Annotated in this window: 11 protein-coding genes; 5 read left to right on the forward strand and 6 right to left on the reverse strand. The window is 41.5% G+C overall.

Annotated features, from left to right (window positions below; genetic code table 11):
• The first annotated feature begins 134 nt into the window (after positions 1–134).
• Positions 135–1127 carry a DUF4424 family protein gene (locus DABAL43B_RS10600; protein ID WP_079692335.1) on the forward strand — a complete coding sequence of 331 codons (993 nt, stop codon included), beginning with the start codon at positions 135–137 and terminating at the stop codon, positions 1125–1127.
• A 46-nt stretch (positions 1128–1173) separates the two neighbouring features.
• Here DABAL43B_RS10600 and DABAL43B_RS10605 read toward each other — a convergent pair whose 3' ends face one another.
• The 3 genes from DABAL43B_RS10605 to serS form a co-directional block, all read right to left on the reverse strand.
• Positions 1174–1794: a hypothetical protein gene (locus DABAL43B_RS10605; RefSeq protein ID WP_079692336.1), complete on the reverse strand. Its 621-nt coding sequence runs from the start codon at positions 1792–1794 to the stop codon at positions 1174–1176.
• A 159-nt stretch (positions 1795–1953) separates the two neighbouring features.
• Positions 1954–3951, reverse strand: a complete 1998-nt coding sequence (tkt, locus tag DABAL43B_RS10610; protein WP_079692337.1) for a transketolase — start codon at positions 3949–3951, stop codon at positions 1954–1956.
• 278 nt (positions 3952–4229) lie between these two features.
• On the reverse strand, positions 4230–5516 hold the full coding sequence (gene serS, locus DABAL43B_RS10615) for a serine--tRNA ligase (protein ID WP_079692338.1): 1287 nt from the start codon (positions 5514–5516) through the stop codon (positions 4230–4232).
• 436 nt (positions 5517–5952) lie between these two features.
• On the opposite strand from serS, the gene DABAL43B_RS10620 reads away from it, so the two are divergent.
• Both DABAL43B_RS10620 and DABAL43B_RS10625 read left to right on the forward strand, forming a co-directional pair.
• Positions 5953–6612: a YcxB family protein gene (locus DABAL43B_RS10620; RefSeq protein ID WP_079692339.1), complete on the forward strand. Its 660-nt coding sequence runs from the start codon at positions 5953–5955 to the stop codon at positions 6610–6612.
• Positions 6613–6964: 352 nt separating this feature from the next.
• Positions 6965–7450 carry a Dps family protein gene (locus DABAL43B_RS10625; protein WP_079692340.1) on the forward strand — a complete coding sequence of 162 codons (486 nt, stop codon included), beginning with the start codon at positions 6965–6967 and terminating at the stop codon, positions 7448–7450.
• 98 nt (positions 7451–7548) lie between these two features.
• Here the strand turns inward: DABAL43B_RS10625 and DABAL43B_RS10630 are convergent, their stop codons facing one another.
• The 3 genes from DABAL43B_RS10630 to DABAL43B_RS10640 all read right to left on the reverse strand — a co-directional run bounded on the left by DABAL43B_RS10630 (position 7549) and on the right by DABAL43B_RS10640 (position 10524).
• Complete coding sequence (locus DABAL43B_RS10630) at positions 7549–8256, reverse strand: DUF2057 family protein (protein ID WP_079693099.1); 708 nt, start codon at positions 8254–8256, stop codon at positions 7549–7551.
• Positions 8257–8311: 55 nt separating this feature from the next.
• Positions 8312–9124, reverse strand: coding sequence for a DnaA regulatory inactivator Hda (gene hda / locus DABAL43B_RS10635; protein ID WP_079692341.1), 813 nt, complete (start codon positions 9122–9124; stop codon positions 8312–8314).
• Positions 9125–9417: 293 nt separating this feature from the next.
• Positions 9418–10524, reverse strand: coding sequence for an AI-2E family transporter (locus DABAL43B_RS10640; protein ID WP_079692342.1), 1107 nt, complete (start codon positions 10522–10524; stop codon positions 9418–9420).
• A 373-nt stretch (positions 10525–10897) separates the two neighbouring features.
• On the opposite strand from DABAL43B_RS10640, the gene purM reads away from it, so the two are divergent.
• Complete coding sequence (purM, locus tag DABAL43B_RS10645) at positions 10898–11947, forward strand: phosphoribosylformylglycinamidine cyclo-ligase (protein WP_079692343.1); 1050 nt, start codon at positions 10898–10900, stop codon at positions 11945–11947.
• Positions 11947–12648: a phosphoribosylglycinamide formyltransferase gene (gene purN / locus DABAL43B_RS10650; RefSeq protein ID WP_079692344.1), complete on the forward strand. Its 702-nt coding sequence runs from the start codon at positions 11947–11949 to the stop codon at positions 12646–12648. The genes purM and purN overlap by 1 nt, the downstream gene beginning before the upstream one ends.
• The last annotated feature ends 5 nt before the right edge of the window (positions 12649–12653 follow it).

Below are 12653 nucleotides of genomic sequence, written 5' to 3' on the forward strand. Positions count from 1 at the left end.
ACTGGTATAAATTCTCCTTGCGTGCTGCGTTCCCAGAGGCTGCACAAAATTCACCCCAGTAGCACTGTATTTATTTTATAGTGGATTGACTATACTCAATAGCATAACTATAAGAGTAAGTAAGGAAGCCTGCTATGATCAATTACAAAAATAATGTAATTAAGCTATGCCCCATATTTAGCATTAAGGTAGCTTGCATCGCTATACTAGCCATAACTAATGTCCAAGCTAACGACTCTACTGGATATATCGGTACGGGCGGTGTTGCGTATCTGAAAAATAAGAATATCAGCATGCATAGCGAAGATTTATATATCTCAAAAGATAAAATTCGCGTCAATTATGAATTTAAAAATCTAAGTAATAAGGATATTACCGAGACCGTCTTATTTCCTATGCCAGCTGTACCTAGTTTTACAGACTCAGATTACGCTGATACAAATGCCACTTATGATAACTTTAAAGTTTGGGTCAATGGTCAAACTATCAATCCTGACTTGCATGTCCGCACTTTTATGCACCCGATTATCGTCAAAGATGGCGATAGAACCTATGCGGAAGAGTCTATTGATACGACTGAAATATTCAAATCCTGCGGTCTTAACGAGGCTGATATGATGGGACCTTGGACCTATCAAGTTGATACTGAATACGTCAATCAACAGCTTTTAGATTGTGATAGTAAGGCATTAGATAAATTCATCTATGATAAAGAAAGTCTTTATATACCTTGGGACTCGCAGGTGATTTATAGTTGGGAGCAAAAATTCAAAGCTAATACTACTACCAAGATTAAGCATGCTTATACCCCTTTAGTAGGAGGTTCGGTGCACTTAGGTACAGAGCAGTTTAAAGATTTTTGTGTAGATGATGCAACTCAGCGAGGATTTAACAAGAATGGCGGTCGTCCCTATCATGCTTTAAGCTATATCCTGACTACAGGCGCAAACTGGGCCAAGCCTATTGCTAATTTTAAACTTACCGTAGAACGCGACTCTAATGAATTAGTATCGTTTTGCTGGAAGGGTAAGGGTAAAATCAAAAAGGTAAGCCCGACGACGTTTGAGATTAAAGAATCTAATTTTATTCCAACGCACGATTTCGATGTGGCTTTTATTATGAAGTAAGGGTTAGTTTGTAGGGTGCATTTAGCGCAACCTACCTTCGTTATTCTTATTTATTAACAAAAATTTTAAACTCGTCATCATTTTCAATTTTTATCATCTCTAATTTTTCGTTAGTTAGCTTTTCGATATAATCGTATAGCATTTCGTTTGGAAATACTCCATTACTTGCTTTTAAATCTAGTTGTGTAATTAGATCACAACTTTTTGTGGCTTCTTCAATTTCAAATGTATGGCAAATTCCTCCTACAAAGCTCTCTCGAATAGATACTAGGTAGCTAATAGCCTCCTCTAGATCATGACTATTATTTTCTAAAAAGTTTTTAAAAGATTTATCTCTAATTTTAATAGCTTCTGAGGATAACTTTTTACAGACCCAGTAACTTCCAAATCCTGCTTTCTCAGACTCATCTATGACCTTTTCAATCTTTGAATGTTTTGCCTTATTGATATAAACCTCATCTACCGATAAACCAGTCTTCCAAACTCCACCTTGAGAATATTTAGCCAAAGCAAAACTTGCATACTCAATATCTTTATAGTTATTTGTTAAAAAGATATTAAAATTTATCTTCGCTTTTTTCTCAGCTGCTACTTTCATGCTATTTTCATAAGCGTGATATAAAAAAAGTAATAAAATAATTATACCAATAGAAATAAGCCAAATCATAATACACCCAATAATTTAAGATTTAAGGTATGTTAACTATAATTGATTTTATATCTATAATAAAACAATATCAGATCCAAAATCAAAAATTAAACCATAAAAAAAGAGCTACCAGATTAATCTAGCAGCTCTTTTTTAAACTCAAAAACTAAGTCTTCATTAAACCAAACTATTCACCGCCTCAACGACTGCTTCAGTGGTGATACCAAACTCTTTATATAGCTCATCTGCTGGCGCTGATTCACCATAAGTGGTCATGCCGATGACTTTGCCATCAAGGCCAACGAACTTAAACCAGTAGTCTACATGCGCCGCTTCTACCGCCACACGAGCACGGATATTGGCAGGTAATACCGCTTCACGGTAGTTGGCATCTTGCTCACTAAAGATTTCAGCACATGGCATAGAGACTACACGCACACCAACGCCATTTGTGCTCAATGTTTCGTACGCTTGCATCGCAAGACCAACTTCTGAACCAGTAGCAATGATAATTGCTTGTAGCTCGCTCTGCTCTTTGGCAAGTACATAACCACCTTTGGTAATGTTAGCGACTTGCTCGCTTTCACGTGCTTGGTGTGGCAAACTTTGACGGCTAAAGATCAATGCTGATGGATTATTTTCCGACTTGATTGCTTCAACCCAAGCGCTGGCAGATTCCGTCGCATCACAAGGACGCCATGTACGTAGATTCGGCGTGGTACGTAAGCTAGTTAATTGCTCAACGGGCTGATGGGTTGGACCATCTTCACCTAAGCCAATAGAATCATGAGTATAAACGTGGATGACACGCTGCTTCATGAGTGCGCCCATACGGACGGCGTTACGCGCGTATTCCATAAACATAAGGAAGGTTGCGACGTAAGGGATAAAGCCGCCATGTAGTGCGATACCATTAGCAATCGCGGTCATACCAAATTCACGTACGCCATAATAGATATAATTGCCAGCGTCGTCGTCTTGAATGCCTTTAGCGTCTTTAAATAACGTAAGGTTCGAGCCAGCAAGATCCGCTGAACCGCCTAACAACTCTGGCAATAATGGTTGCAAGGTATTAATTGCGTTTTGACTGGCTTTACGGCTAGCAACATCACCGCCCTGCTCTTGGGTTTGCTGAATATAGGCTTGCGCTTGCTGCTCAAAATCAGCTGGCAGGTCACCATTTAAACGACGTAATAACTCAGTAGCAAGCTCTGGATAAGCTTTTTTATAGGCTGCAAAATTCGCATCCCAGTTCCTTTGTAATACATCGCCTTTGACTTTACCATCCCACGCTTCATAGATTTCATCATCTAATTCAAATGGTGCATGCTTCCAAGATAAGGCATCACGTGTTAAAGCAATTTCGTCATCACCCAACGGCGCGCCATGACTAGACGCTAAGCCTTGTTTATTCGGGCTTCCCGCACCAATCGTGGTTTTGCAAATAACTAAGCTTGGCTTAGTAGTTTCTTTAATCGCTTGATCAGTCGCTTTAGTAATCGCATCAGCATCATGACCGTCGACCTTGATAACTTGCCAGCCATACGCTTCAAAACGCGCTTGCGTATCGTCAGTGAACCAACCGTCGACATTGCCATCGATTGAAATACCATTGTCATCATAAAAGAATACCAGCTTGCCTAATGCTAACGTGCCAGCTAATGAGCAAACTTCATGGCTGATACCTTCCATCAAGCAACCATCGCCTAGAAAAGCATAAGTATGATGATCGACGACGTTATGTCCGTCACGGTTAAACTGTGCCGCTAGTGTCTTTTCTGCAATTGCAAAACCGACGGCATTAGCAATACCTTGGCCTAATGGGCCAGTCGTGGTTTCAATACCCGGTGTATAACCAAGTTCAGGATGACCAGGGGTTTTTGAATGTAGTTGGCGGAAGCCTTTTAGGTCATCAACGCTAACGTCATAACCTGATAAATGTAGCAATGAATAAATCAGCATTGAGCCATGACCGTTTGACAATACAAAGCGATCACGGTTATGCCACTGCGGGTCAGCAGGATTGTGCTTTAAAAATTTGCGCCACAAAACTTCGGCAATATCAGCCATGCCCATTGGCGCGCCCGGATGTCCGGAGTTGGCTTTTTGAACTGCATCAAACGACAGTACACGGATGGCATTGGCTAATTTACGTTCGCTAATTGGAGCTGGCATAGAGTGTCCTAATATTCGGATAAGAAGTATGGAGGATAAGAGGAAAACCAATTGAACAGTAGAATAAGAGCGCGATAAACGCTCTTGAGAATAAGGTATTTAATTAAACGGCAATATTAACATATTTGCTATCAGCCAAGCCAAAAATGCGTTGGCAGGATGGTTTGTATTTAACAATCACTGGTATCAGTTTTGTTAAATAATCAACAATAATAGATTGCTAATAATAAGCTGCGAGCCAGCATAATGACTCACAGCTCATGCGGTAAATTTTGTTATTAAGCTAAAATCAACTCAGCACCGCCCATAAACGGACGCAATACTTCTGGAATCGTAACACTGCCATCGGCGTTTTGATGATTTTCCATAACTGCCAATAAAGTACGACCTACCGCTAAACCGGAACCATTTAACGTATGTGCCAAACTGGTTTGTTTGCCATCTTTAACTCGCGTGCCCATACGGCGTGCTTGGAAGTCGCCGCAGTTTGAGCAGCTTGAGATTTCACGATAAGTATCTTGGCTTGGTAACCATACTTCGATGTCATAAGTCTTTTGTGCGGCAAAGCCCATATCACCCGTACATAGCTGTACCACACGATACGGCAAATTTAATTGCTGCAATATATATTCGGCTTGCCCAGTCATAGCTTCTAGCAAATCATCTGACTGCTCAGCGCTGGCAATATTGACCATCTCAACTTTTTCAAACTGGTGCTGACGAATCAGACCGCGAGTATCACGACCGTGCGAACCGGCTTCACTACGGAAACATGGCGTATGCGCAGTGAACTTCAATGGCAGCTCTTTGATATCCAAACGCTCGCCACGTACCAAGTTAGTCATCGGTACTTCAGCGGTCGGAATCAGATAAAAATCTGTGCCATCATTATTGGTATGATTGGTTAATTTAAACAAATCATCTTCAAACTTTGGCAATTGACCCGTACCTTTTAAACTTTCAGAATTAACGATATAAGGAACATAGGTTTCTGTATAGCCATATTTGATGGTATGGGTATTCAGCATAAATTGAATCAAGGCGCGGTGCATCTGCGCGAGCTGCCCTTTTAAGACATTAAATCGACTACCCGTCAGCTTGGCAGCGGCTTCAAAGTCAAGCATCCCCAGCGTTTCACCAATATGAGTATGATCTTGAATCTCAAAGTCAAACTCACGTGGCGTACCCCATTTGCGCATCTCTACATTATCATCTTCTGAAGTGCCGACTGGCGTGTCTGCTGCGGGAATATTTGGTATCTGTAATGCCGCTTGATTAATACGCTCTTGCAAAGTACGCAGCTCGTCTTCGGCTGTTTTAATCTCACCGCTGACACTTTGCATTTCAGTAAGCAGCTCACTGGCATCTTCACCAGATTTTTTTAGTGCGCCCACTTGTTTAGCACCTGCATTACGGCGCGACTGCAACTCTTCGGTTTTGACCTGCAGAGACTTACGGTCGGATTCAATACTTTGCCAGAACTCAATATCAAGCGTATAACCACGGCTGGCCAATTGCTGCTGTAAATCTGTCAAATCACCGCGTAAGAGTTTTGGGTCAATCATAATAGGTGCCTGTAGCGCTAAAAGTGGATAAAAGGTTTAAAAAGAAAACAAAAAATTGGCTATGACGCCGTGTTGTTCGTAAAAATATATGGTAGCCACTATGATACCAAGACCCAGCAGATTTAACCATGTTTTGGCTGTTTTTTAGTTGTTTTTCGGCTGGGTTTTTAGCCGTTACTCATGATTTATAATCGGTTAGTTTTAGCTTAATGATAGGCTTTAAGGTTCATAAACCCTCATAAGCGGCGCCTATCTTTACTAATACCTTTAATATGGCGTCTATTAGTGAACAGACAGCCATATATGTTTCATTTAAGAGCAGTTTTCGGTAAGATAAGCGCATATCTTTATTCTATTTCCAGCCAAGTATTGCATCGCTGTTTACATTTGGCGCTTTTAATCCAACGCTTTTAATATAAGTATTTGAGAAACCTTTATGGCCCTGTACCCCTACACGCTACAACCTGTCGCCTTAAATATAACCGAGGCCGAATTTCACCAAGCACAGTATGAGCTATTTGCCAGTGCCAGTCCCTCATTTGGTCTGTCGAGTATTAAGACTAAAGAATGGGTGATTATGGCAGTTGTTGTGGTATTAGCCATTGCTGGTCTGGTTTTTTTGACCGGTTATTCGACCATTATTTTTTGGCTTATGCTAGCGTCTGTCGTTATTTATCTACTGGTTCGTACCCTTGGTTTCAAGTGGTATGTCAAAAGAGAGTTTGAAAAACAAGTCGCTGACCAAGAAATGCCAGATGAGATGCGCCAGATGAAACTGGGGGTGCAAAAGCACGGTCTAGTGATGGCAATGCCGGTCAATCAGCCTGATATGTTTAAAAGCAATCAGATGCGTGGCATGCAAATGCGTGCAGGTAACATGCAACAAGCCGTGATTCCTTGGAGCGCTGTTAAAAGTTGGGATGAAACAGATGACTATATCTTTATGATGTTTGAGATGAAGGGTCAGCAAGGTAGCCAAATCATCCCTAAGCGCCTACAAGCTCAAAAATTTCCCATCGATACCGTACGCCAACATTTACAAGAAGTCGTTCCAGCGAAAGGTTTGAATCCTGAAAGCCTACAACCACCAGCATAAACTTGATAGCTTAGATATGAGTAGTTTTGATAAATAAATCATAGAATTAAATTCATTGAATTTAACTTATTAATAATACTTTGCTATTATAATAAGCATCAACAGAGAAAGTATTGAGTACTGAAGATACAAGGCAATTAAAATAAAAAGCACTGAAATAAAAGTAGAGTGTGTAAAAACTAAGCCTATTTTAAGCATCATCAATTTATTTATAATTTTATGATGCTTAAAGACTCCTTTATACCAATTTACATAGTAATGAAGGATATGACTTGCTACACTCATAATCTTCTATATTTAGTCTTCCGTACTTAATTTATGAAATCAACACTCACATTATAAGGATAATATTATGAGTAATACTAATAATACTACTAACCAAATCGGTCTAGAAAAAGCAGATATGAGCGAAGTTATTGCCAAGCTCAATAGCTTATTATCAAGCTACCATATGTTCTATATCAACGTCCGTGGTTATCATTGGAACGTAAAAGGCGAGCATTTTTTTACCTTACATCCAAAGTTTGAAGAGCTATATACAGCCCTACAATTACAAATTGATGAAATTGCTGAACGTATCCTAACTTTAGGCGGCACGCCATTGCATGCCTATAGCGATTTTGCTCAGCATACGAGCATTAGCGAAGACAAAAACGTTAAAGACGGTACGACTTGCGTCAACGGTGTGGTTAGTGGTCTGCAAGCGCTGATCGCAGAGCAACGTCAAGTATCAGCGCTCGCGGTAGAAAGCGACGACCAAGGTACCGCTGATTTGGTTGATGCCTATGTGCAAGAGCAAGAAAAGCTTATTTGGATGTATAACGCCTTTTTGGGCTAATGATTCTATTGAAATCCAATAAGAATAATGACATTTAAAGCAATAAAAAAGCACCTAATATAGGTGCTTTTTTATTGGGCTTTTATAAATAAAAGCCTCTATTTTTGTATCCATTGACGCATTTTTTCACGTTCAGCAGGCGTTGCTTGTAGCCAAATTTGCATAAATTGATCCAGCGTATTGGTCGACGAACTAACGCTTGTGGTTTGAGTAGTTGTGGATAATACCCCAGTATTAACATTGCTTTGAGTAGTGACAGTCGGTTGATCTAGTGCTGCAATCGCACGCTGGTTTTGTAGTTCAGCATCACCGCTACCGCCAAATACTCCGCCCAGTGCTTTACCCAACCCTGAGAATAAGCTACCGTTATTGCCGCTGACACTTTGTTGACTGGCAACAACAGTATTGTTCTGTTGTATTGCCAACGTTGGACGCTCAGCATATTTCTTGGCCGCTGCATAGTCTTCTGGTTGGCTTGGCATGGTTAAGCGATAGGTTTGATTGTCTGCCATTTCGGCTGCGACACTGATATTCCCTGAGCGCAAATAGTCATGCTCATCACGGCGCAAGTTATATAGTCGATCATACTTAGCCGTAATCACATGTTTACCAGGCTGCAATGTGAATGATTTGGTTAAAGGCTGAAAGACACTCTGTGTGAGCTCTTGTCCGTTAATCGCAGTCACTTTGATATTGTCATCAACCAGCAAAGTCACTGCTGCTTGTGACAACATCGAGACAGAGCCAGCCCCAATAAGTAAAGCACTGATGGACAGTTTTTTGAGCAAAGACGCATTCGATTTCATAAGTTTTCCAGTAATAGTAAAAGCGTTTTGGATAGAAAGATTGGTGTTTTTCATGCTAGAAATCAAGTGGCATTGTATGCTGGGTATGCTGATCTTGATCGGCGGCATCATTATCTACTTGCGTCTCCTGCGCGATATCGGCAAGCTCTGCGGCAAGCGTCTGCTCATCGATAGTCCGTAGTGCATCACTGATAACCGCTTTGGATATATTACTACGGCCAAGATTAGAGAACATTGGCTGAATGTAGTTCAGCACCTCCATCATTGCCCCGATACGATGCGGTCCTTCGGTAAGCAGATGATTGATAATCCGCTCATCAAACTGCCAACCACGCCGACGTAAGATAGACTGCAATAATGCTTGACGGTCTGCTAGGTCATGACCAGTAGGTACTTTGAACGCAGGTGCTTGTGCTAAACGGGTGAGCAGATCTCTCAACTGAAAAGGCAATTCAGTCGCCGGTTTATTGGAGGCAAATAATAGCTGACGCTGTCCTTCACGGCTACGATTGATCAAATGAAATAAGGCTTCTTGCCATTGGCTACTTTGTTCAAGCACTTCTAAATCATCAATAGCAATCAGTGAAAAGTTCTCTAGTGATGACAACACATTGACATCGGTATGAATCAATTCATTCAATGACAAGCAAATCGCTGACTTGTCCATCTCAATAAATGACTCACAAATAGCGGATAATAAGTGCGATTTGCCAGTAGCAGGACTGCCAAATAGGTACAGCTGACCAATCAGGCCAACATGTAGCTGCCGCACTGCATCGATAATAGACATCCAACCCGGACCGGCAAAGTCGCTAAGACTTGCATCGTGCTTAATGTCCAGATTGAGACTTAGCTGCGCTTCTGCCATGAATCATCAACTCGGTTTGCGTAGCACAATCAATAAAAAGGCTAAACGACTAATATTTTTTAAACTGGCTTTAGTAAAATTCACTTTAACCAAAGCCAACCTAGTAACGGCTAATACCGTTAATACTGCGCCTATATATAACATATTTGCAAAATGACTGACAAGTCTTTTACTCATTAAGCCCAATCAATCGTCATTTATCAAATTTACAACTGCCTTTGACAGGTTATGCAACCTATTGGCTTCGGATCGATTCTACATTAACTGTAAACTAACTTTAAATATAGCGTCGCTCATTTTCTGTCAAATAAAGCCAACTGCTTGCGTCCTTTATAAAAATCAGTCGATTGATAATAACTATATAAATGACGGAATAAAACATTGAGAACAGCAGACACAGGCAGTGCAATCAGCATACCGACGAAGCCTAATAAACTTGCGCCCGCCAATACGGCAAAGATAACCCATAATGGTGATAGACCAATTTTGTCACCTAATAGCAGAGGCTGCAAGATATAGCCCTCCGCAGCTTGCCCGACCAAAAATGCACCAACAATCAATGATAGATACGTCCAATTTAAGCCAAACTGGAACAGACAGGCGATAATCGCCGCAATAAAGCCGATACCAAAGCCCAAATACGGCACAAAGCTGGCAACACCGGCAACCATACCAATAATCAGTCCAAGCTCAAGCCCGATAAGCTGCAGCTGCACGGCATAAATGGCGCCTAGTAACACCATCACCAGTAGCTGACCTTTAATAAAAGCCATCAGCGCACGATCACACTCTTGCGCAATCTGAATGACTGCTTTGCTATAATTAGCGGGGATGGCCATCTTCCATGTCTGTAAGCGCTGATCCCAATTAAACAAGAAATAAAAGGTCAAAATTGGTACCAATACTATGAGTCCCGCATTATTGATAAAGTTCATACTTGAGGCGAGTATTTGACTCATCATGGTACTGGCATCTTCAAACTTATAATTGGTTTGCATGTATTCAACCAATGTCTCAGAGAAACCTTTGGATTCCAACTCTGGCAAGCGTATGCGACCATGGCTAGCGAACCATTCACGTACCACTTCATTATACCAAGTTAAAACCTTGGGCAAATACTCCCATGCTGCTTGCAGCTGATGCCACAATGTCGGTATCAACCACCAAAGCAGCAGCACCATTCCCAAAGTAATCGTAGAATAAACAATAATAATCGCAATCCAGCGTTTGATATACTTTGATAAACGCTTTACCAGCGGATTAAATAAGTAAGCCAGCACAAAAGCAAAGATAAACGGTACGATGACCGGCATCATCAAATACAATAAAACCACCGCCACAACAATAGCAACGACAATAAATAAGCGTCGAAAAAAAGGGTCTATTGGTTGGTTTATCATGAAAAGTAATCCTAAGATTGGCTGATTTAAGTTAGTGGCTTGATCAAGATTGATTATATCTCTTATTAAACAATAACACCCTAATAGCAAACAGTTATTGACAATAAATTTAGCGTTCTATTATCGCAGAGTACAGTAAAAAAGCAGTCATTTTTTGTTTCTTAGTTTCCATGTTAGTTTTTATGCCAGCCTTATTATCAGTCTTTATTAAATATTAGCCAAGTTCAGTCAAATATAGGTCAAATAAAAGCAAGTTGCTTTGCGAGTAAGGGTCGTTTTTGGGTATAATGCGCGCATTATCTATAAAATTCACACGATCGACTCGCTTTGCTACTGACTGACCTTCATTCCCTATAAAATTTGTGAGATGACCATGAGTAATAAGCCTTCTTTAAGCTACAAAGATGCTGGCGTTGATATTGATGCTGGCGATGCGTTAGTTCAACGTATTAAATCCGTGGCAAAAGCCACCTCACGCCCTGAAGTTGTGGGCGGACTTGGCGGTTTTGGAGCGCTTTGTCGTATTCCGACTGGTTATACCTCACCTTTATTGGTTTCAGGTACTGACGGCGTGGGTACCAAGCTCAAACTGGCATTACAGCTGAATCGTCATGACACGATCGGTATCGACTTGGTCGCCATGTGTGTCAATGACTTATTGGTTTGTGGTGCTGAGCCGTTGTTCTTTTTAGATTACTATGCAACGGGCAAGCTTGATGTCGATGTCGCGGCTACTGTCGTTACTGGTATTGGCGAAGGCTGTAAGCTGTCAAATTGTGCGCTTATCGGTGGTGAGACCGCTGAGATGCCAGGTATGTATCAAGATGATGACTATGACTTGGCTGGATTCTGTGTCGGCGTGGTTGAAGAAACCGAAGTTATCACTGGTGAAAATGTCGCCGAAGGTGATGTGCTAATCGCCCTTGCTTCAAGTGGTGCGCATTCAAATGGTTATTCATTAGTACGTAAAGTTATCGAAGTCAGCGGTATTGACGTGACGAGCAGCGACGAGCAGCTAGATGGTCAGTCTATCCAAGACGCGCTGATGGCCCCTACTCGCATCTATGTTAAAGCGATTAAAGCCTTACAAGATACCCTTGGTAGCTCAGCTCTACATGCAATGTCACATATCACCGGTGGTGGCTTAACGGATAACTTACCACGTGTATTGCCGGATGATTTAGCGGCTAGCATTGATACCAATAGCTGGCAGTTCTCAGAACTATTCACTTGGTTACAAACCCAAGGCAATATCGCGCAAAGTGAGATGTACCGTACCTTTAACTGCGGTGTTGGTTTTGTCATCGTGGTTCCTAAAGACAAAGCTGAAGCGGCTATAAAAACTCTGAACGATGCTGGTGAAAAAGCGTGGCAAATCGGCGAAATGGTTAGCCGTGAAGCGGATGCTGTGGTGTACCGTTAATGTCAGATAGTCATGCAACTAGCCACGTAATAGTTAATAACAAGCCTTTGCGCATTGCCGTTTTGGTGTCTGGTAGTGGTAGCAACCTGCAAGTATTAATCAATGCGATGCAAGCAGCTGAATTACCGATTGAAATAGTAGGTGTCATCAGCAATCGTGAAGATGCTTATGCTATCACACGCGCTAAAGATGCCTCTATTCCTGTGGCGGTGCTATCTCACGTGGCAAGTGGCAAACGCATGGGGATCAAAACCTTTGAAAGTCATGCTAGTGAACAACTAAACGCTTGGCAGCCTGATTTGATTGTCTTAGCTGGTTTCATGCGTGTATTGAGTGGTTCATTTATCGATAGCGCGCCAGCGCCGATGATCAATTTGCACCCTGCTCTACTACCTGCTTATAAAGGTCTTGATACGCACCACCGTGCTATACAAGCTGGTGAACGTCATCATGGCTGTAGCATTCATGTGGTCACCGCAGAGCTCGATGCGGGTGCTGTTTTGACCCAAGCTCTGCTAGAAGTAAATCAGAAAGATAGTGCCGATAGCTTACAAGCATGCGTGCAGAAGCTTGAGCATCAATTGTTACCGTGGACGATATTGCTTATCGCTAAAGGTGTCATCAATTTAAGCAATCAAGGTAATGAGAATAAGGCTACTTATTTACCAGCCTTACCTTTAAAACTATGGTTAGATAAGTAGACATT

This window comes from Psychrobacter sp. DAB_AL43B (assembly GCF_900168255.1).
Classification (GTDB): domain Bacteria; phylum Pseudomonadota; class Gammaproteobacteria; order Pseudomonadales; family Moraxellaceae; genus Psychrobacter.